Source organism: Ignavibacteriales bacterium (assembly GCA_026390795.1).
Classification (GTDB): Bacteria; Bacteroidota; Ignavibacteria; order Ignavibacteriales; family Melioribacteraceae; genus Fen-1258.
Window position 1 is genome coordinate 327,326 of sequence record JAPLFG010000005.1, and the last position, 20,972, is coordinate 348,297.

At 36.3% G+C, this 20,972-nt stretch carries 17 protein-coding genes; all 17 read right to left on the reverse strand.

Annotated elements, in window-relative coordinates; all coding sequences use genetic code 11:
* Window positions 1-9: 9 nt before the first annotated feature.
* Complete coding sequence (locus NTX65_17510; GenBank protein MCX6171135.1) at window positions 10-1,449, reverse strand: flippase; 1,440 nt, start codon at window positions 1,447-1,449, stop codon at window positions 10-12.
* A gap of 11 nt (window positions 1,450-1,460) precedes the next feature.
* Window positions 1,461-2,714 (reverse strand): Wzz/FepE/Etk N-terminal domain-containing protein, encoded by a 1,254-nt coding sequence (locus NTX65_17515; GenBank protein MCX6171136.1) that lies wholly within the window; start codon window positions 2,712-2,714, stop codon window positions 1,461-1,463.
* A 23-nt stretch (window positions 2,715-2,737) separates the two neighbouring features.
* Entirely contained in the window at window positions 2,738-4,192 is a 1,455-nt protein-coding gene (locus NTX65_17520) for an SLBB domain-containing protein (protein ID MCX6171137.1), read from the reverse strand.
* Window positions 4,193-4,291: 99 nt separating this feature from the next.
* Window positions 4,292-5,311: a dTDP-glucose 4,6-dehydratase gene (gene rfbB / locus NTX65_17525; GenBank protein ID MCX6171138.1), complete on the reverse strand. Its 1,020-nt coding sequence runs from the start codon at window positions 5,309-5,311 to the stop codon at window positions 4,292-4,294.
* A gap of 2 nt (window positions 5,312-5,313) precedes the next feature.
* Window positions 5,314-6,048 (reverse strand): hypothetical protein, encoded by a 735-nt coding sequence (locus tag NTX65_17530; GenBank protein ID MCX6171139.1) that lies wholly within the window; start codon window positions 6,046-6,048, stop codon window positions 5,314-5,316.
* Window positions 6,049-6,341: 293 nt separating this feature from the next.
* On the reverse strand, window positions 6,342-7,631 hold the full coding sequence (gene ftsZ, locus NTX65_17535) for a cell division protein FtsZ (GenBank protein ID MCX6171140.1): 1,290 nt from the start codon (window positions 7,629-7,631) through the stop codon (window positions 6,342-6,344).
* 26 nt (window positions 7,632-7,657) lie between these two features.
* The gene (ftsA, locus tag NTX65_17540) at window positions 7,658-8,899 is read right to left on the reverse strand and encodes a cell division protein FtsA (GenBank protein ID MCX6171141.1); all 1,242 of its coding nucleotides are present in this window, start codon (window positions 8,897-8,899) and stop codon (window positions 7,658-7,660) included.
* On the reverse strand, window positions 8,896-9,690 hold the full coding sequence (locus tag NTX65_17545; GenBank protein MCX6171142.1) for an FtsQ-type POTRA domain-containing protein: 795 nt from the start codon (window positions 9,688-9,690) through the stop codon (window positions 8,896-8,898). The genes ftsA and NTX65_17545 overlap by 4 nt, the downstream gene beginning before the upstream one ends.
* Before the next feature lie 3 nt (window positions 9,691-9,693).
* The gene (murC, locus tag NTX65_17550) at window positions 9,694-11,103 is read right to left on the reverse strand and encodes a UDP-N-acetylmuramate--L-alanine ligase (protein MCX6171143.1); all 1,410 of its coding nucleotides are present in this window, start codon (window positions 11,101-11,103) and stop codon (window positions 9,694-9,696) included.
* A gap of 11 nt (window positions 11,104-11,114) precedes the next feature.
* The gene (gene murG, locus NTX65_17555; protein MCX6171144.1) at window positions 11,115-12,215 is read right to left on the reverse strand and encodes an undecaprenyldiphospho-muramoylpentapeptide beta-N-acetylglucosaminyltransferase; all 1,101 of its coding nucleotides are present in this window, start codon (window positions 12,213-12,215) and stop codon (window positions 11,115-11,117) included.
* On the reverse strand, window positions 12,212-13,324 hold the full coding sequence (locus NTX65_17560; GenBank protein ID MCX6171145.1) for an FtsW/RodA/SpoVE family cell cycle protein: 1,113 nt from the start codon (window positions 13,322-13,324) through the stop codon (window positions 12,212-12,214). The genes murG and NTX65_17560 overlap by 4 nt, the downstream gene beginning before the upstream one ends.
* Window positions 13,324-14,673 carry a UDP-N-acetylmuramoyl-L-alanine--D-glutamate ligase gene (gene murD / locus NTX65_17565; GenBank protein MCX6171146.1) on the reverse strand — a complete coding sequence of 450 codons (1,350 nt, stop codon included), beginning with the start codon at window positions 14,671-14,673 and terminating at the stop codon, window positions 13,324-13,326. Before murD ends, NTX65_17560 begins: the two co-directional genes overlap by 1 nt.
* Window positions 14,673-15,782, reverse strand: a complete 1,110-nt coding sequence (gene mraY / locus NTX65_17570) for a phospho-N-acetylmuramoyl-pentapeptide-transferase (protein MCX6171147.1) — start codon at window positions 15,780-15,782, stop codon at window positions 14,673-14,675. The genes murD and mraY overlap by 1 nt, the downstream gene beginning before the upstream one ends.
* Window positions 15,782-17,170, reverse strand: coding sequence for a UDP-N-acetylmuramoyl-tripeptide--D-alanyl-D-alanine ligase (locus NTX65_17575; protein ID MCX6171148.1), 1,389 nt, complete (start codon window positions 17,168-17,170; stop codon window positions 15,782-15,784). Before NTX65_17575 ends, mraY begins: the two co-directional genes overlap by 1 nt.
* The gene (locus tag NTX65_17580) at window positions 17,158-18,636 is read right to left on the reverse strand and encodes a UDP-N-acetylmuramoyl-L-alanyl-D-glutamate--2,6-diaminopimelate ligase (protein MCX6171149.1); all 1,479 of its coding nucleotides are present in this window, start codon (window positions 18,634-18,636) and stop codon (window positions 17,158-17,160) included. The genes NTX65_17575 and NTX65_17580 overlap by 13 nt, the downstream gene beginning before the upstream one ends.
* Window positions 18,637-20,658 carry a penicillin-binding protein gene (locus NTX65_17585; protein ID MCX6171150.1) on the reverse strand — a complete coding sequence of 674 codons (2,022 nt, stop codon included), beginning with the start codon at window positions 20,656-20,658 and terminating at the stop codon, window positions 18,637-18,639.
* On the reverse strand, window positions 20,651-20,971 hold the full coding sequence (locus NTX65_17590) for a hypothetical protein (GenBank protein MCX6171151.1): 321 nt from the start codon (window positions 20,969-20,971) through the stop codon (window positions 20,651-20,653). The genes NTX65_17585 and NTX65_17590 overlap by 8 nt, the downstream gene beginning before the upstream one ends.
* Window position 20,972 lies beyond the last annotated feature (1 nt).

A 20,972-nucleotide genomic window follows, 5' to 3' on the forward strand; every position in this document is an offset into this window, starting at 1 on the left:
GGAGTACTCTTAGAAAAACCGTGACTTTATAGCTAGGAATTCTGACCCTTTAGGCAAAATCAATTTTTTTTCTTCCTTCGTGAAAAAATAAAAATAACCGATCAAGATGAATATAATTATTACCGTTGGAGCTATTAAAAATATTGTCACAGATTTAAATAACCATAATAATAAAGACAATCCCATCGACATAATAAACACAAACCATGTTTTGAAGTTCATGACTGATTTATTAAAAGATGGAATAGTTACAACAAAATATATAAAGCCGACAAAACAGTTGGTAATAAGAGAAACAGTTACTGCTCCAAAAGCTCCATAAACTGGTATTATAAAATAATTAAGAACAAAGTTTAGAAGTGTTGCAATAATAACAACATACATGCGAATATTTTGGCGATTAGAAGTAGTTAAATTTAGTGCAAATGCTTCTAAATTGAATCTAATAAAAAGAATAATTGCAAATACACGAAGCACTGGAATTGCCTGCCAATAATTCTTTGAACCATAAATAATATTTATTATTTGCTCGGATGAAACAAACAGTATAATTGAAATCGGTAACCCAATTATGAATAAGACCTTATTCATAATGTTTCCAAGTCTTTTCCATTGGATTTGATTTTCTATATTGAAACGAGCCAGCACCGGAGTTAATGTATTCGTTAATATATCTGGAATAACTAATGGAATTAAGATCAGCTTAAAGGCAGATTGATAAATCCCAACATCATAATCACCTTTCCACAACGCCAAAAGTATTGTATCCAACTGAAAAAACAAATAATTAAAAAAAAGGTGAAGTCCAAAAACAAGTACTTTATCTTTTATTTCTCCGAAGCCACCGAATACAAGTTTATAGGATATATTCTTTTCAACTATAAAAGAATACTTCAGTCCAAGAGCAAAACCGAGAAATCGAGTAATAACAAAAACGCCAGCGACATATAATATATTTGCTTTTATTACAATTAAAATCAAAGTAAAAATAAACAAACAAATATTTACGAATAGCGATACTTTCATCTCGTATTCTAATTTTTCATATCCTTTAAAAAAAGCGAATAGGAAATTAGATAGAGTATTGAATACAACATATAAACTAAAAATTAATAGCAGGCTTCTAGATTGCAGATCAAGATTATTGAACAAAACAAATAACAACATCCCCGATAATGCAAGCAAGGTAAAAATCAATTTTAATGAAAAGTATTGTCGAAATATCTGAATCGCATTATTTCTATTTCTAGCTATTTCATTAGTTAAAAGAACATCAATTCCAAAATCCGCAAAAAGTATAAAGATTAATGTTAGAGTATGAGCAAATGTAAATTTACCAAATATGGCTGGGCCATAATACCTTGCCAATACCCAAAAAACGACAACATTAGCAATCAACCGTGAAGTAATTGAAAGAGTTGAGTAAAGAGAGTTCTTACGAATTCTCATTGCTTCGGACATTAACGATTCGCCTTTTTAGTGAACGGCAGCTTTGAAAGATCCGATCTCAATTGTGAAAAAATATAGTGATGCTTTTCAGGATCTGTTTTCTTAAATTTTATAAATAATTCTTTCAGAAAGACAAAAAAGAAACCGACAAGAATTGACGAGACAAATGAAACAAGCGCATAGATTGTTCCTTTTGGTTTTGCCTTTCTATCCGGCGGAGTAGCTCTATCAAGCACCAAAACAGAAGGAGTGTTCCGCACTTCCTCAATTTTTGCTTGTTCGTAAAGAGGTTGAATAAATTCAAGGATTTTGTATTGAATCTCTAAATTGCGGAATATTTTCAGATACTCGTTGCCAAGTTCCGGTGCTTTCTTGAATGGAATTAAAAGGTTAACATCTTTTTGTGATGAATCAGTGCCGGCATTTAATTGATTAATTTTTTTCTGCAGCTCATTCAATTCGATTTGTGCATTGGATGTCATAGGATGATCATTGCCGTAAGTTTGTTTCAACACATTTAATTCAATTTCTTTTTTATATAGATCGACATAAATGCTCGACATTGATTTAACAGTAGCCTCAATTTGTTCGGGAACAGCTATCACTCCGTATTTCTGCTGAAATAACTTCATACTTGTTTCAAGATTTGCAATATCATTTACACTTTGGAAGTATCTCTTTTCAACAAATTCTCTATTTGCTTTCGCATTCTGGACTCCCAATACAGTACTAATTTCATTTAGTCTTAAGACAAGATAATTAGCAATCTCAGCAGCTTTATTTGCATCTTTATCGAGCACTGAAATTGTCAAATTGCCTTCATCTTGAATTTCCAAAATAAAATTTGACTGCCAATCTTTTACTACTTTCTCGTAGTAATCGTCTTCTCTATCGTATTCCTTTTTTAGATCGAATTTTTTAATTACATCGTCTGTAACTGTAGCGCTTTTGAGTATTGCAACGTATTTATCGGATTCTGAATTTCTTCCGGTTAATGCCGCTAATCCTTTGGAAGCCGAAAATCCTTTAGCAAGATTTGAAAGCCCAGTAATGGAAGATAGTAAATCTGTCTTTTCTGCCGGAAGTACGGAAGCGGTTGCTAAAAACCATTTAGGCACAAGTAAAGCATATCCAGTTGCACCTGCGGTTATTAAAAATACAAATAAAAAGAGGAACCAGCGGTATTTTACCGTCACGGTTAAAAATTCAAAAAAAGTGTTTCCAGCTTTTACGTTGCTTTCTTGATTGTTCAGTTGGTCGCTCATTCAGAACCTTCTTAGATGATTAACTATTTTCCAAACTGTATTAGCAGTAATATAATGGTTGCCACACTTCCTATAGTTCCTGCAATACCACTTACCCTTGACAAGTAATAATTAAAATTTCGGGGAATGATTTTGGGAACGAAGACATAATCGCCTGGTTCAATTTTTAATTTTTCTTTATCCTCTGTGATCCACGCTTTTCCTTTTCCTTTTATCACAACAATTTCATCATCATCTTCTCGTGCCATTTCTGTTTTACCGCCAGCTTTCTCAACATAATATTTATAATTTTTTCCTTCGGCATGTTTTACATAACCAAATTTTGAAACTTGTCCAAATACATAGACATAATTAAAAGGTTGAGGGACAATGACCATATCTCCATCTCTAACTATGAAATTGCTTTCATCAGATTGCGGATCGGATAATTTTGTAAAATCTACAAGGCTTTCACCCCGTAAGACTCTCAACTGATTGTCTATATTAAAAAATAATGTGTCTTCAAGTTGAAGATTATTTGTTCTTAATAAAGTTAACGCGTCTTGCATCTGCTGCATTTTTAACTGGGTTTCGGGGAGAAGTAGTTTATCAGGACTATTCAGATAATCTTCCGTAAGCTGATATTTTTTAAGCATTTCGACTGCGTTATAATTTCGAATAACTTCAGAGCGAGTCAGATCTGCATTGGATGTAAATCCGCCCGCTTTTTGAATTACTTCACCTAATAAAGAGCCATTTTGTTTCAAATAAACATAACCCGGATTTTTAACTTCGCCAAGAACAAGAGCTTTAAAAACTTTTTTCTGATTTTGATCGGCCATAATTCTAATTCTGTCACCGTATTTCAATGGGAAATTACTATTTATATCTATTGAAATAATTTCCTCTTTATCTCCTGAAGAATTCAGACGAGAAATTTCTGCTGTTTTGATATTGTCATAAGCCGCATTAATTCCGCCGGCAAAAAGTATTGCGTCAGAGAGATTATCACCCTCAACAAACTGAAACTTTGTGGGTTTGTTTACTGCACCGTTGATATCGACTATATTTCTATCGTTATCATATGATGGAAATATGATTACATCATCGTTCATCAAGTATGGATTAAATTTAAAATCCGCGGTTAATCTGAACTTGAGCAAATCGATTATTACAACCTCTCCGTTCGATCGTTTTAAAGTAATATCTCTTAAAGCATATCTAGAAATTTCTTTCTCAACCTGTTTAATCGTTTCAAGCTGGTTTAGAGAGCTGAGTGCTCTTTGCTGAGCCTCGGTGTAAAGAGTGGTTATGAATTGATCAAGCCTTTCGGATTTTACAGCCGGGAATGAGCCGTTCACAATAAAATCTCCTCCGACAGTTACCGTAATAGGCTGTAGCATTGAAAGGTTAGACTGTTTTAATGACTGCTGTTCATTCTGCTGAGCAAATGAAAGCGAAGTCACAAGTAAAGTAATTACAATAAGTATTTTTTTCATATGAGTTCGATTATGTTAAAATTGAAAAATGTGACAAATAAGATAGGTAAAAAGAGGCAGTTGTATATTACTCCATGTTGGTTTTCGAACGTCACAAATCTAACGATTTTTGTATTGAAGTTCATAATATTTCTGATACTCACCGGAAATTATTCTCTGCCACCAATTTTTGTTCTGGAGATACCAATCAATTGTATCTCCTATAGCCTGCTCGAATTGAACGGTCGGCTTCCATCCAAGTTCGTTTTGAATTTTTGATGAATCTATAGCGTAACGTCTGTCGTGCCCAGGACGGTCTTTAACATATTCAATTAGATCTTCATTTTTTCCAAGTTTTTGCAATATCAACTTTACAATATCAATATTCTTCATTTCTCTGCTTGCACCAATATTATAAACCTCACCGGACTTCCCTTTTTCAAATACAAGTTCTGCAGCTATGTTATGATCTAATACATAAATCCAATCGCGCACATTTAAACCATCGCCATAGACCGGTAATTTTTTATTACCGAGTGCATTTATAATCATCAACGGTATTAACTTTTCCGGAAATTGAAGAGGTCCATAATTGTTCGAACATCTCGTAATTAAAACTGGCAATCCGTATGTATGGTGGAATGCAAGAACCGCCATATCAGCCGCAGTTTTACTTGATGAATAAGGGCTGTTCGGAGAGAGTGGAGTATTCTCTGTAAATAATCCGGTTGCACCTAGACTGCCGTAAACTTCATCTGTTGAGATCTGTAAAAATTTTTCCGATTCGTAACGGCGTGCAGCTTCCAGTAAAACGTTTGTTCCGACAACATTTGTTCTATAAAAAACTTCTGAGCCGAGAATGCTTCTATCAACATGCGATTCAGCCGCAAAGTTAATTACATATTTAATTGAAAATTTGTTAAAGATGTAATCTACCAATTCGTTATTTGTGATATCACCCTTTACAAAATGATAATTCTTTTTCCCTTCGCTAGGTTTTAGGTTCTCTAAATTACCCGCATAGGTAAGTTTATCCAGATTTATAATCTCAAAATCATCCCGTGTTGATAAGATATGATTAATGAAATTACTGCCGATAAATCCGGCACCGCCTGTAACAAGTATTTTTTTTGCAGCCATATTTAGAATGCGAATAATCCGAAATAAATTCCGGTTTGAATGAAAAATGAGTTGCTGCTTAAATCTGACGGTGTGCCATCTAGATTTTTGTCATTATTAATTTTCCAGTCGTTTCCAAAAGATGCAACATAACCTCCGCCGACTCGAACCGCAATAAATCTGCTGATGGGGATATCAACATTCAATGTTGGTGTAACTGAATAAAATGAATTGGCAATTTTATCACTTACATTAGTTGAAGATGTCCCGGCATTTACTTTTTTCCATGTGTCTGTCCAATTAAAAGAACCGGAATTTTGATAAATTTCAATGCTTGTAGTACCCATACCTAAGACTGTACCAACTGAAACAGCTATATTTTTAATGAATGGAAGTGTATATTCAATTGTAAGACCGCCAAAACTGCAATTATATTTAACTTCTCTGTTGAGTCCCCCAACAACCCCGGTAGTACTTTGAGAACCTGTAACACCCATTCCGCCGATTCTTAAATTATCAACCATCATTATATAAGCATAACCTCCGCCTCCAATTACAAACATACCCGAAGTTGAGAGCGGATCAATCTTCATCTCTTTTAATTGAATATTTATTGGGTCCACATTAGGAAAGGCATAAGTAGGAGTAACACCCAATGCGGCGCCAAAACGCGCAACCCAGCCTACGTCCTCACCCTCCTGGGCAATTAGTGTTGTTGAATAAAATAATATTAATGCGAGAAGGAATAATTTTTTCATTTTGTTCTATCTTCTTTTGGTGGGCAAAATTAGCAATTCCATATGCAAAAGAAAAACTATTTATCAATGGATAATAATATAAAGGCCGCAATGGTTTTCATTTCTATGTTTACCACAACAAGGCGAAAACCAATTGCGACCTTTAATGTTTACAAACTATTCCCGGTCGGATTTCAAATATTTTAAAACCCTTACAGCTTTGGCTGCAAAGAGTGCAATGAAAAGCAGCATTGCACTCAATACTATTAATGCGTTCATATTTCTCCTTTACATTTAAGAATAAAGGAAAATATTTAATCCATGATTTTTCTTAGGAACGAAGAACTATCTTCTTCATCCCGATTTTTATTACTGAAGTAATCACTATCACTGTAATCGTTACGTTCATTTTTGAATCCGGCTTCAATGGAACTTTGCTCGAACAAATCTAAACTGTTCTTTTTCACTCTTAAGATTGTCGGCACGTTCAGATCGTCACTGTTTTCCAGTTCCATATGTCCGTGTTTTGCAGAAAATCCGCCATAGTTCACAACTTTCTTTTCCTGCTGTTTACGTTCTGCTTTTTCAGTCTTAAGATTACTGATAGTATGTGAACTTGCCTTTGTTTCAAATCCGGTAGCTATAACTGTATAGGAAACATATTCATTCATTTGGTCTTTGATTACAGTTCCGAAGATTACATTTGCTTCTTCACCTGCAGCTTCAAATATTACATTATTGCCTGCTTCAACTTCCTGCATTGTCATATTTGTTGGACCAGTAACATTTAGAAGAATATTTTTCGCACCCTTGATTGAAACACCTTCAAGAAGCGGAGATGAAATTGCTTTCTGAGCAGCTTCAACAGAACGGTTTTCACCGCTTGCAATTCCGCAACCCATCAATGCTTGTCCACTGTCTCTCATTACAGTTCTAACATCTGCAAAATCAACATTAATAATTCCCTTCACGGTAATTATATCGGCAATACCTCTAGTAGCTTCATACAATATTTCGTTTGGTTTATTGAAAGCTGCTTTTGCCGCGGTTGCAGTATCGATGATGCTTAGAATTCTTCCATTTGGAATCACGATCAAACTATCAACATATTGTTTAAGATCGGCAATGCCTTCATCCGCATTTTTCATTCTTTGTTTACCTTCCCAGCCGAAAGGTTTTGTAACAATACCAATCACCAACGCACCCATACTTTTTGCAATTGACGCAACGATTGGAGCTGCGCCAGTACCGGTTCCGCCACCCATTCCGGATGTAACAAAAACCATATCCGCGCCTTCAAGATGACGAGTTATTTTTTCTCTGTCTTCTTCTGCAGATTTTCTTCCTACATTCGGATCTGCGCCGGCTCCTAATCCTCGAGTTACATTTGTACCAATCTGAATTTTTTGAGTGGCCAAACTTTCTTCGAGAACCTGTGCGTCTGTGTTTACTGCGATGAATTCAACTCCGGTCAGTCCGCGCTCTATCATACTATCAATTGCGTTGCAACCGCCGCCGCCAATTCCAACTACTTTTAATTGAGCCGACATTGGTCTTTGGGTTTCCAAAGTGATGAAGCGTGGACGTTTTTCTGAATTAGACATGATTCCTCCTTGTTGTGGTATTTGATTTATAGTTTATCAAAGAATTCTTGTATTTTCTTGAAAGTCTTGCCAAGATTTAATTTACTCTCTTTACCTGTTGTCTTTACGGTCGTAAATTGTTCCGATCTGCTTCCCGGAATTCCTCGTATTAATCCTGCTACAGTTGCAAATTCCGGACTTTCAACTTCGTTGGAAAGTCCCGAGCCGAGATCGAGCGGAACACCGATTCGGGCGGGCATTCCAAAAACTTCTTCTGCTAATTCCGTGCATCCTTTTAAAAGTGAACCGCCGCCGGTTAAAACAACACCTGCTTTAATTTTATTTTTAAATCCCGCGTGTCGAAGTTCATTATCAATAATTGAGAACAATTCTTTCATTCTCACGCTTATGATTTGGGTAAGAAGTGACAATGGTATTTTTACATTTCCTCTGCCACCAACACCTTTTATGAAAATATCTTCATCTCTTACAATCGCATGTTCTGTTGCATAGCCGTGTTCTTTTTTCAATTTTTCAGCATCACCGGTAACAATACCAAGAGTTTCGCGGATATCATTCGTAACCTGGTTGCCGGCTACACCAACTACTTTTGTGTGTTTGATTGATTTGCGGTGAAAGATTGCAATATCTGTCGTTCCGCCACCGATATCGATCAAAAGAACGCCAAGATCTTTTTCGTTCTCTTCAAGAACAGCAAAACTGGAAGCTATTGGCTGAAGAACGTAATCTTTAACAATGTACCCGGCACGTTCAACAGATTTTTTGATATTTTGAATTGCGGGAATAGAAGCCAGCACAACATGATTAACTGCTTCAAGCCGCGAGCCGCACATTCCAATCGGATCTTCAATTCCACCCTGATGATCAACAGAATATTCTTCAGGTATGATATGAAGTATTTGGCGGTCGGAGGGAATTCTAATTGTCTGAACATCCGCACGTAATCTATCTAAATCCTGCTGGTTGATTTCTTTTTCGGGATTGCTGATTGTTACATAATTTCTATGGCGCAAACTTGTAATATGTTCACCGGCAACGCCAACATTAACTTCCTTTACTTGAAGCCCGGCTCTATTCAATGCTATGCCCATTGCTTCTGTAATTGCTTCCGCAGTTTTAGAAATATTTGCAACCAAACCACGATTCAATCCTTCAGATGGGGCTACACCAAATCCAAGAATGTTTAGATTATTATCAACTTGTTCGGCAATAACTGCACAAACTTTTGTAGTGCCAAGATCTAATCCGGCTATAACATTTTTTTTCATGATTTCTTGTGCCCCGCGTCTAAATTCTTAACTAACCCGTTAGTCGAGTCTATTATACCAAGATATACATGCCCGCTGTATCGTAAATCCACAAACTCCATGTAATTATTTATTTCTTTACCTTTCAGATAATGCCAAAGACTATTAAAGTAGATTACTTTTTTAATCTCATTTCCGCGTCCAATTTTGATTGGGTAATCTGCCGATGAGAGATACAACATAATATCTCCGCCGTTTTGTAGATCAATTGAAGAAAAATCCTTGTCCAATTCCGGATTCAGCAATCTTACCGTAGAAATAATTTTGGCAGCAGTCACAACATCCAAATTTTTTCTCATTGAACTCAGAACTTTAAAACCATTTCCTGTAAAAACGTTTGAGATTACCGGGTAATCAATTTTTTGAGTTTCCGGAAGCATCGGCAGTAATTGCAAATTTTCAGTTAATATGTACTGACGACTGCTATCTAAAACAATTGAATCAAAAACTTTTTCCGTAATTCTAATGGATGCTTTGCCGCTGCCATCATATCTTACATCTGCATTCTGAACGTAAGGATGTTTCTCAATTCTATCTTTTATGAATTGCAGCGTTAGATTTCCATAAGCATTTTTATCAAGCAAGTTGGCAAAACTTAAATACTGGTCCTTCGAAAGATGCTCATTCCCTTCCAGCGATATAAAGCTGATCTTGTTTTCTGGATCTGATTTTATTCCGACCGATAAGTAAATCATCAATCCGATAATTAAGATCATGAACGTTACACTCAATATTTTTGCAAGTTTCGTCATCAATTATCCCAAATGGATCCCGCTTAGCGGTGATTTATTCTTCGTTTTCAATAGCTCAATAAATTTTTCACCGTACTTCCAAATATCTCCAGCGCCTAGCGTAATAATGATATCTCCCTTTTGATAAATTTTTTGTAATAGTTCCGGTATTTTTGTTTTGTCCGGTTCGTAATAAACATTCTTATGTCCGAACTGTTTTGCTGTATTTGAAATCAATTCACCGGTAATTCCTTCAACCGGTTTTTCGCGTGCGGGATAAACATCCGTGCAGATAAAAACATCGGAATTCAAAAATGATCTGCCGAACTCCGCGTAAAAATCTTTTGTTCGTGAGAATAAATGCGGTTGAAATACAGCTACTAATCTTCTGTTCCATCCTCTACGTATTCCATCGAGTGTTACATTTATTTCAGTTGGATGATGTCCGTAATCGTCAATCACAAGAACATCATTATCATATTTAGTTTCAAAGCGGCGGTAGACGCCGGAAAATTTCTCAAGCGCTTTTTTGATAACGCTGAATTCAACTCCCATCTCTTTAGCAATTGTAACTGCGACGAGTGAATTTTTAATATTATGAATTCCGGGAATATTAATCCGGATTTTTCCCAGATCTTTACCGAGATACATTACGCTGAACTCAGAATGTTTTTCCGAATGCGTGATATTTGCCGCACGTATATCGGCCTGCGGTGTAATACCGTAAGTAAAAATTTTCTTATTGATCTGCGGAATTATATCTTGAAGCGCCGGTTCATCTAAACACAATACAACAAAACCGAAGAAAGGAACTTTGTTCGCAAATTCAACAAATGCTGTTTTTATATCTGCCAAATCTTTATATGTATCCAGATGTTCGCGTTCAAGTGTTGTTAGGGCTGCAATAACCGGTGTCAATTTCAAAAATGTTCTGTCAAACTCATCGGCTTCAACTACTATGTAATCGCCTTTACCAAGGCGGGCATTTGTTCCCCCGAGTCCGCTTAATTTTCCGCCGACAATAATTGTAGGGTCAATTCCGGCTTCTGTTAAAACTAATCCTACCATAGAAGTTGTGGTTGTCTTTCCATGTGTACCGGCAATGCCAATTCCATATTTCATTCTCATACATTCGGCAAGCATTTCAGAACGTTTTATAACCGGGATTTTTCTAGCGATTGCTTCTTTTACTTCCGGATTTTCAAGAGCAACAGCAGATGAATAAACGAGAACATCAGCATCCTTAAGATTTGCAGTTGAATGTCCTTCATAAATTTTAATTCCAAGACCTTCAAGTCGGTCTGTAACTTCCGATTTATTTAGATCTGAACCTGAAATATGAAATCCTTGACTAAGTAGAATCTCCGCAATTCCGCTCATTCCTATTCCGCCAATACCAACAAAGTGAATATTTTTAATTGTGTTCATCATCATAACAATATCTCTTAAATTTTTTCTGCCAGACTAATTGCGTTTTCAGCAATTGTTCTCGCAGCTTGAGGTTGTGCAAATGCCGCAATATTTTTTTTCATAATTTCATGGCGTGATACATTTAATATCATTTCATTGATGACAGGCAATAATTCATCCGCTAAATTTTTGTCTTCTATAAGCTCCGCAGCATTTGCCACTTTCAATGCTTTGGCATTTTTGTATTGATGATTTGCGGCGACGTTTTCCGACGGTACGAATATTACCGGTAGTTTTAGAAATGCTACTTCGGCAATTGTTGTTGCACCAGACCGTGCCAGAACAACATCGCATGCGGAATAGGCTGCAGACATATCACTAATGAACGGAAATATTTTTACGGACTTATTTTCAAGATTTTTGTAATGCATATAATAAAATTGACCCGTCTGCCAAATAATTTGAATTCCGCTTTCAATCATTTTCCCTAAATTTGATTCGACGGCAAGATTGATAGAACGAGCGCCGCCGCTTCCTCCAACTACCAACAAAACTTTTCTTGAAGGATCTAAACCGAAACTCTTTACTGCTTCTGCTTTATCACCTAGTTTTAAATTAATTCTTATCGGGTTGCCGCTTAATTTTAATTTTGATTCATCTCTGAAATATTTTTTTGATTCTTCGAAGGCTATATGAATTTCGTGAGCTTTCCGTTCGAGCATTCTGTTTGTAACACCTGGATAACTATTCTGTTCAAGCAGAATCACTTTTGCGCCAAGTACGGATGCCGCCCAAATAACAGGCCCGGATACATAAGCACCGCTTCCAACGGCAACACGCGGTTTGAAATTAAAATTGATTACTAAAGATTGAATCATTGAGACAAAGAGTTTAAATGGAAACAATAAATTGCTCAAATTTAATTTTCTTGAAAAACCGCTGACCCAAATTGCTTTGAAATTGAAACCATATTCAGGAACAATTCTTTCTTCAATTTTATTTTTAGCTCCGACAAACAATATTTCAGATTCCGGTTTCAACAAACGAATTTGTTGGGCAACCGCAAGAGCAGGATACAAATGTCCTCCAGTTCCACCACCCGCAAACACAAACCGATATGGAATTTTGTTTTTCATCCTACCTGAGCAATTTTTAATTCTGTTGTTTTAACTGTCTGTCTTCCAACATTTACTATAATTCCGATCGATACTGCAAAAAGAATAATCGATGTTCCGCCAAAACTTATGAACGGTAGTGTAATTCCTGTAGTAGGAATTAATCCCGTTACAACGCAAGCATTAATAAGCGCGCTGACTATTATATTGAAGCCAAGACCGAGGACTAACATCTGACCAAATTTATCTTGTGCTTTTTTTGCAATTACAAGACATGTAAGAAATAAGACCAGGAATAAAAAGAGGATCGTTACAGTTCCAATGAATCCCAATTCCTCACCAAGAATTGAAAAAATAAAATCTCCGTAGGATTCCGGAAGGAAGAGATCACTTTGTCTGCTGTGTCCCAATCCGATTCCTAATATTCCGCCGCTACCGAGTGCAATCTTTGCCTGCTTAACTTGAATATTGATATCTCCGCCGTTAATCAAACTTTGAATGAATGTAATAACTCTTTCACGTGAATGTTTGAAAATCATTACAACTGAACCAACCACTGCCATTGACGGGATCACAATAGCGGCAATATGTTTTATACGCGCTCCGGCAACGAAAAGGATTGCAAATGAAGTTATTGCTATTATTATACTAGTACTTACATTAGGTTGAATTAGAACAAGTGCGCTCACAATTCCGATCCATATCAACGGGTAGACAAATCCTTTAGTGAAATCAAGAAGATCATCGCCCATTTTTTCTATCATAAACGCCAAGTGCATTATTAAAATTACTTTTGCTGCTTCTGATGGTTGGAATTGAAAAAATCCCAAATCGATCCAGCGTGAAGCTCCTTTAACTTTAGGCGCAAATAAAAATGTTAAAACGAGAACCGCGATGATTAAGAACAAAAGTTTTTTTGTGTGCGCACGGTATTTATCGTAAGGAATGTATGCGCAAATTATCATCGCGATAATTGCAGCTACTACTTTCCACAAATGACTTTTGAATAGAAAATAGAGGCTATTAAATTTTGATAAACTATACGTACCGCTGGCTGTTAAAACCAAAATTGTTCCGAGTGCTATCATAGCAACAACAAGAACTATCAATATTTTGACTAGTGTATTCATCAAACCAATTTATTTACAGTGTTTTTAAAAACTTCTCCGCGATGTTCGTAATTATCAAACATGTCGAAACTTGCGCATGCCGGCGATAGAAGCAGAACAGTATCTTTAATAGCTTCTTTCCTTCCAGATTCTACCGCTTCTTCGAGCGATTCTTTTTTTTCCGTTTCAACTATTGAATGGAAATAATCATAAATTTTTTGCGCGGATACTCCGATGGCATAAATTTTCTTGACGTGTTCTAAAACCAAATTTCGAATATCATCATAGTTGTTACCTTTATCCTTACCGCCAAGGATCAAGTAGATCGGTTTTGTAAAACTTTTCAAAGCTACAATTACAGAATCAACATTTGTCGCTTTCGAATCATTATAATATTCAACACCGTTCAGCTCGCGGACAAATTCTATTCTGTGCTCTACACCTTTAAATGAAGAAAAAGCTTTTCTGATCTTCTCATTCGGTACATTTAAAAGTTTTGAAACCGTCAATACGGCAAGTGCATTTGCGATGTTATGCTCACCTTTTATAAAAAGATCGGAACTTGAACAAACTTCTGTAACTTCTCCTGATAAAGAGAAGAACATCTTGCCTTCCTTATAAAAAGCGCCGGCTGGAATTTCGCTTATCAAAGAGAAGGCAAGTCTCTGAACTTTATTGTTATTCAAATTTGTTTTGATGTTTGAATCATCTTCGTTGTAAATGAAAAAGTCATTTTCATTTTGATTCTCTGCAACTCTCATTTTTGCAGCAATGTATTCATCATAATTATTATTGTATCTGTCAAGGTGGTCCGGTGTAATATTCAGTGTTATAGAAAATTTCGGTTTGAATTTATCTATAAAGTCCAGCTGAAAACTTGATGTCTCCAGAGCAACGTATTCATCTTTCTTCACATCAAGAACGATTTCGGAAAATGCTTCGCCGATATTTCCGGCAGAATAACATTTTATTCCGCTTTCGTTAAAAGTATGATTCATCAAAGCTGTTGTTGTTGTTTTACCGTTTGTTCCTGTAATGGCAATAATACCGCCTTTGCAAAAACATGAAGCAAATTCAATCTCGCTGATCACCTTAATATTTTTCTTTTGTGCCGTATTAAGAATTTCGGAATTAGTGGGAACACCAGGACTTGTAATTATCAAACCGCAATCAAAAACTTTTTCTGAGTGAGCGCCACATTCGTATGCAATTCCTTCAGATTCGAAAACTGATATTGAGCTTTGTAATTTTTCTTTTGATCCGCTATCGCTTACAAATGGAATTGCGCCCAGTTTTTTTGCCAGCTTCGCAGCACCAACTCCGCTTCTCACCGCGCCAATGATCGATATTTTCATTCCGTTGATATTCACTATCTTACCTTGAATGACGCTAAACTTACTATTGCAAGAATGATTGTTATGATATAAAACCGTATTACAATTTTTGGCTCTGCCCAATTCAATTGTTCAAAGTGATGATGGATCGGCGCCATTTTAAAAACTCTTTTCCCTTCTCCAAATCTTTTCTTTGTGTATTTGAAATAGAGGCGCTGGATAACTACCGAAAGTGTTTCAATGAAAAAGATTCCTCCAAGAATTGGAATAAGTAAATCTTTCTTAATCAAAATCATCATCACACCAAAAGCACCGCCAAGCGCGAGTGATCCGGTATCTCCCATAAAAATTTGAGCCGGATAAAAATTGAACCACAAAAATCCAAGACCCGCTCCAATTAATGCGGCGATAAATACAGTTAACTCACCGCTGCCTGGCAAATAAATTATGTTTAGATAATCTGCGTAAATAACATTGCCGGTTACGTATGTAAGAATCGCGAGAGCAATCATTACTATTATTATTGTTCCGATAGCAAGTCCATCTAATCCATCAGTCAAATTGACGGCGTTTGAAATGGCTGTAATAATGAATACAACCCACGGTATATATAGGTAAGAAAAATCCCAATTCAAGTTTTTGAAAAACGGCAATGTTGTTTGAGTATTGAATTGTGAAAACTCCGGCAGATAATAAATTGCCGCACCAACAACTAATCCTACAAAAATTTGTCCCATTAATTTGTAGCGTGCAATTAATCCTTTGGGAAGTTTCTTTACAACTTTGAGATAGTCATCAAGAAAACCAACACCGCCAAGAAAAACTGTTCCGAATAACACAAGAAGGATGTAGCTGCTTTTTAAATCGCTCCATATTAGAACCGGAATGACAACAGAAATAAGAATTATAAGTCCGCCCATTGTTGGAGTGCCCGCTTTCTTCAAATGTGTTTGCGGTCCTTCTTCTCGTATCGGCTGATCAACTTGATTCTTTTTCAATTTGCCGATTATTTTTGGACCAAAGATGAAAGAGATCAACAATGCGGTAATTGCAGAAAGTGCTGAACGGAACGACAGATATCGAAACACGTCGAATCCCGGCGGGCTGAATATTTTATTTATATAATCAAATAGATAGTAAAACATTATTCAAACCTTGTCTCCAAAATGTTTGCGAATTCTTCCATCTTCATTCCGCGTGATCCTTTTACAAGTATCACAGAGTTTTCAATTTCTTCGTATTTCAGATAGAGCGCTAATGCTTCCCGCAGATAAAAATGAATCGATCTTACTTTATTTTTCCGTAATTCCGAATGCATGTGCTTCATCATATTTCCGGTTGTCAGCACGGTTAAATTTTTATCAGCAGTAAATAATTTTGCTAATTCTTTGTGAATCTTTGGTGAACTTTTACCAAGTTCATACATATCGCCGAGAACAATTAATTTCTTTTTAAACGTCTTTATTTTTTTTACAAGTTCGATTGCTGATATAACAGATTCCGGACTTGCGTTATAAGTATCATCAATAAGAAAAGCGTTTTTGAATTTCATTACTTCCAATCTGCCGTGAACTGCTTTAAAATTCTTAACACCATTTATAATCTGCTTCGGCGTCAATCCTAACTTTAATGCAATTGCCGATGCAGCCAAAAAATTCTTTGCATTAGATTCACCATAAATTGGAAGAACTGTTTTGATTTTTTTGTTTTTATAGGAGATTTGAATTTCCGTTCTGCCATCTGTCATATAACCGACTACTTTTCCTTTAATATCAACTTTGCCATTGAATCCATATTTAACTTTTGAGTTATAGAGTTCCGCATTTTTTCTGATGACCGGATCGTCCATATTTAAGAATACGATTCCGCCGTGTTTAACAGTTTCATTATACAATGCGGCTTTCTCTTTGAAGATTCCTTCTTTACTTTTCAAAAATTCTAAGTGTGCATCGCCAATATTTGTAATTAACGAAAAATCCGGTTGAGAAATTTTTGCTGAATAAGGAATCTCTCCAAAATGATTTGTTCCTTGTTCAAGGATTAACGCTTCGCATTTATTGTCTGCACTTAAAATTGTAAGCGGTACTCCAATATGATTATTGTTATTGGCTTCGGTTTTTATCACCTTATATTTTTCCGCAAGCAAAACAGCAGTCATCTCTTTTACTGTTGTCTTACCGTTGCTTCCCGAAATCGAAATAACTTTTGCAGAAAGTTTATTACGCCAAATTTTTGCAAGTTCGCCAAATGCTTTTGCGGTATCATCAACTGCGATAACCGGAATTTCGAGGAAACTGAATTTCTTCAATTTCCTCGAATCAATAATTACTGCGGAAGCCCCTTTCTTTAGAGCATCGAGAATAAAATCGTGACCATCGAACTTTTCCCCTTTGATCGCTACAAATAGAGATCCCTTTTTTACTTTTCGCGAATCGATCTCTACTGTTGACAAGGATTTGTAAGCGTCAGGATTATAAATCTCCGCGCTTGGAATGTTGAATAAATCCTCAATAGTAATTTTTACTTTGCCCATTCTGCCAAATATTTTTGAGAAAGTTCTTTATCTGAAAAGTGCTTGCGCACTCCGTTAATTTCTTGGTAGTTCTCGTGTCCCTTGCCGGCAATGAGAATAACTGCATCGTCCTCGCTTTCTAGAATTGCAGATCGAATTGCTTCCTCACGATTTTCAATTACACGGTAGTTATTGGTTTTAATTCCCTTTAAAATTTCGTCAATGATAAAGGAAGGATCTTCAGTTCTTGGATTATCAGATGTTACATAAACACGTTTGCTCATTGAAGCGGCTATCTCACCCATAATCGGGCGTTTAGTTCTATCTCTGTCACCGCCGCATCCAAAGACAGTGTAAACACAACGTTCATCCTTAACAATATGATGAACTGCAGTAAGCGCTTGCTTAAGTGAATCGCTTGTGTGTGAATAATCAACAATCACTTTTTTATTTTTTCTGGAAACTATTTCGAATCTTCCCGGAACTTGCGGAGTTGTATTAATTCCTTCGACGGCAACTTGAGGATCTATACCGCTTACAACAGCAGTTGCAAAAGCCGAGGCTGCGTTGAATGCGTTAAAATGTCCTACCAAACTGGTTTTGAATTGATAATTCTTTTCGCTGTATGATAAATCGAATGTTGTTCCATCCAGCGAGTACTCTAAATTCTGAATTCTAAATTCCGAGTTCTCCAAACTGCCGTAAGAATGTTTTTGCGCATGTGAATCTTTTACAAGTTTGGATGAACTGGAATCATCGGCATTAAAAATTATTTTACCATCAGCCGGCATCATATCAAACAAAATCTTTTTTGATGAAAAGTAATGATCAAATGTTTTGTGGTAATCCATATGATCGGAAGTGATGTTCGTAAAAATCGCCGCATCAAAGTTCAAATAGTCAACTCTATTCAAAGCCAAGGCGTGAGATGAAACTTCCATAACACAATGAGTACATTTTTCGTTGACCATTTGTGCAAGCAGAGAATTAATTTCACTGGATTGCGGTGTTGTCAACATAGTTTTTACTTCTTTCTCACCAATGAAATTTGCTATCGTCCCGATTAATCCGGTTTTAAACCCGGCATGCTGAAAAACATTTTTCAGATAAAAAGCTGTTGTGGTTTTTCCTTTTGTTCCGGTTATGCCAATCAATTTTATTCTCTTTGATGGTTCACCGTAAAAAATATTAGAGAACTCAGCGAGTGATTTGCGGCTATCCGAAACAACGATTTTAACACAGCCGCTGTGAGAAAAGATTTGATCGGGGACAGCATTTGCATTCTTTACAACAACAGCAGATGCGCCTTGATTGATTGCGTCTTGAATAAATTTATGACCGTCTTGTTTTTCGCCAGCAATGGCAAAAAAGAGAGAGCCCTCAGATACTTTACGAGAATCCAATGTGATATTGCTGATTTCTTTCGATTCCGCATTTCCTATCACTTGAATAGCTTTGACATTATTTAAAATCTCGGAAAGCTTCATTTAATTAACACTCATTGAAATTTTTTTTATCGAAGGTTCACATTTAATAATGCATTCGGAACCGGGAACAATATTGGATCCTGGTTCAAGACTTTGCCAAACAACCTTCCCTGTTCCGGAAACTTTACACTTCAGACCAAGTTCATTTAATTGAGCTATTGCATCTCGTACGGATTGGTTCATCAAATTCGGCATTGAAGAATTATTACCGCTAAAAAATTTCCTTGATGAGATATTGGTGACATGTTTATCAGCCACTTCTGCAAAAGATGTTGTTTTTACTTTAGGAGTTGTTTTAATATCAGCAACAAGCTGATCTATTAAATTTTGTTTTCTTTCAATATTTTTTTTGTCTGGAACAATACTAAGATCAGTTTCAATCATTCGTTTTGCTACTTCATGAAAAACCGGAGCTGCAACCAATCCGCCATATTCTCCGACTCTAGGCGCATTTACAAGAATCAAACAAACTATTTTAGGATTATCTGCCGGGAAAAAACCAATGAAGGAAGAGTTATGATGAGCACTTGAATAAGAATTATTTACAATACGTTGGGCAGTGCCGGTTTTGCCTCCCACTAAAACATTTTGAAGACGCGCGGCGGTACCTGTTCCATTCTCTACTACACCAACCATCAGATTCCGAATTCGGTCCGATGTTGATTTGCTTATTACAGTCCGAATTTTTCTTGTTTCGGCAACTTCCAAATCTTTTCCGGTGTGATCTGTAATTTTTTTAACAATATATGGCTGAAGAAGCGTTCCGCCGTTGATTAATGCGCAATAAGCAGTAATTAATTGAAGTGGAGTTAAAGCAATCTCATAACCAAATGATAGAAAAGGTTTGGTTAATCCGGAGAACGCACTTGGTTTCTTTAAAGAACCGGCAGACTCACTTGGTAATTCAATTAGGGTGGAATTGCTGAATCCGAAATCCCGTAAATATTTGTACAGCACGTCATCTGTTACTCTGGCAGATAATTTTGCCATTCCAACATTGCTCGATTGTTCCAGCACACCGCGTACAGTTAATTTAGAATTCGGGTGTGTATCCATAATTGGAGTATTCTTAATAAAATACTTTCCATTTTCTACATCAATAACTTCGTCTTCATTTACAAGATTTTGATCAAGGAGAATTGAGAGAGTAATTGATTTCATAGTTGAACCGGGTTCGAATGGATCTGTAATGGCTCTATCTCTTCTTGCGTCTGCGGTTGAGTTTTCATAATTAGCCGGATCAAAATCCGGTGAATTAGCTAGAGAATAAATTTCTCCGGTATTAGGATTCATTATTATTCCGACCGCAGATTCACCGCCGAATTTTTTCATTCCATTGGCTAATTCTTCTTCAAGGATTTTTTGGTAAGTTTTATTTATTGTAAGAATTATTTGATCTCCGGGAACCGCTGCTCTGGAAAGATTTTCATCAACCGATATAATTCTTCCAAGAACGTCTCTCTCAAAATTAAAGTAACCGTCTGTGCCTTCTAATTTTTCTTGATAAATTTTTTCAATTCCTTCTACACCAACCATATCCCGGTTAACAAAACCAAGTACATGCGAAGCCAAATTCCCGTATGGATAAACTCTTGAAAAATCTTCCTGCTGAAAAAGTCCTTCAATTACAGTTTTCTTCAATTCGAGTGCTTTCTCCATAGGAATTTTCTTTTCCAGGCAGACATTGCCTGCACCGTCGGCAATTATTTTTTTATAATATTCTTCGGGTTTATTAAAGACTCTTGATAATGCTGCAGAAATGGAATCAATTCTTTTCGAATTCATCATGCGTGTATCGGCAAAAAAGGAAATGTTGTCGGTTGTATAACTGAGAACTTCCCCATTAGCATCTTTGATCAATCCGCGCTCGGCTACTACAGTTAACGGCTTATTTTGCTGACGGTCTGCAACAAGCGAATAATATTCATGCTTTGCCACTTGTATGGAAAAAAGTTTTGCAACAAGCGCTACAAAGATCAGCAGCAAAAACCCGACTAATATAAGTGCGCGGGAGCTAATCATATTTTTGGTTCAATAGTTTCTCAATCTGTTTTATTTGATCCTTCGAAACTGTAATCATTTCTAAATTTTCTGTAGGTCTAAGTAATCCCAGTGAATCCTGTGCAAACTTTACAATCACCTCTTCGGAAGTCAGCTTTTGTACATCTACCATCAAAGATTCAATCCTTTTATATTTTTCATTGAGCATTTCCTGCTTTGTAATTTTTTCCCTGTTGATTCTTTTAATCTCAGATCGAACAATTACATAACCGAGAAGAACGAGTGAAACAACAACAACTATCGATATAAAATTTTTTAATGACGATCCCTTCATT

What these genes read in the sequence shown, in the direction of transcription:
- NTX65_17510 (MCX6171135.1), bottom strand. Translation starts at nt 1,449, where the DNA reads ATGAGAATTCGTAAGAACTCTCTTTACTCAACTCTTTCAATTACTTCA.
- NTX65_17515 (MCX6171136.1), bottom strand. Translation starts at nt 2,714, where the DNA reads ATGAGCGACCAACTGAACAATCAAGAAAGCAACGTAAAAGCTGGAAAC.
- NTX65_17520 (MCX6171137.1), bottom strand. Translation starts at nt 4,192, where the DNA reads ATGAAAAAAATACTTATTGTAATTACTTTACTTGTGACTTCGCTTTCA.
- rfbB (MCX6171138.1), bottom strand. Translation starts at nt 5,311, where the DNA reads ATGGCTGCAAAAAAAATACTTGTTACAGGCGGTGCCGGATTTATCGGC.
- NTX65_17530 (MCX6171139.1), bottom strand. Translation starts at nt 6,048, where the DNA reads ATGAAAAAATTATTCCTTCTCGCATTAATATTATTTTATTCAACAACA.
- ftsZ (MCX6171140.1), bottom strand. Translation starts at nt 7,631, where the DNA reads ATGTCTAATTCAGAAAAACGTCCACGCTTCATCACTTTGGAAACCCAA.
- ftsA (MCX6171141.1), bottom strand. Translation starts at nt 8,899, where the DNA reads ATGAAAAAAAATGTTATAGCCGGATTAGATCTTGGCACTACAAAAGTT.
- NTX65_17545 (MCX6171142.1), bottom strand. Translation starts at nt 9,690, where the DNA reads ATGACGAAACTTGCAAAAATATTGAGTGTAACGTTCATGATCTTAATT.
- murC (MCX6171143.1), bottom strand. Translation starts at nt 11,103, where the DNA reads ATGATGATGAACACAATTAAAAATATTCACTTTGTTGGTATTGGCGGA.
- murG (MCX6171144.1), bottom strand. Translation starts at nt 12,215, where the DNA reads ATGAAAAACAAAATTCCATATCGGTTTGTGTTTGCGGGTGGTGGAACT.
- NTX65_17560 (MCX6171145.1), bottom strand. Translation starts at nt 13,324, where the DNA reads ATGAATACACTAGTCAAAATATTGATAGTTCTTGTTGTTGCTATGATA.
- mraY (MCX6171147.1), bottom strand. Translation starts at nt 15,782, where the DNA reads ATGTTTTACTATCTATTTGATTATATAAATAAAATATTCAGCCCGCCG.
- NTX65_17575 (MCX6171148.1), bottom strand. Translation starts at nt 17,170, where the DNA reads ATGGGCAAAGTAAAAATTACTATTGAGGATTTATTCAACATTCCAAGC.
- NTX65_17580 (MCX6171149.1), bottom strand. Translation starts at nt 18,636, where the DNA reads ATGAAGCTTTCCGAGATTTTAAATAATGTCAAAGCTATTCAAGTGATA.
- NTX65_17585 (MCX6171150.1), bottom strand. Translation starts at nt 20,658, where the DNA reads ATGATTAGCTCCCGCGCACTTATATTAGTCGGGTTTTTGCTGCTGATC.
- NTX65_17590 (MCX6171151.1), bottom strand. Translation starts at nt 20,971, where the DNA reads ATGAAGGGATCGTCATTAAAAAATTTTATATCGATAGTTGTTGTTGTT.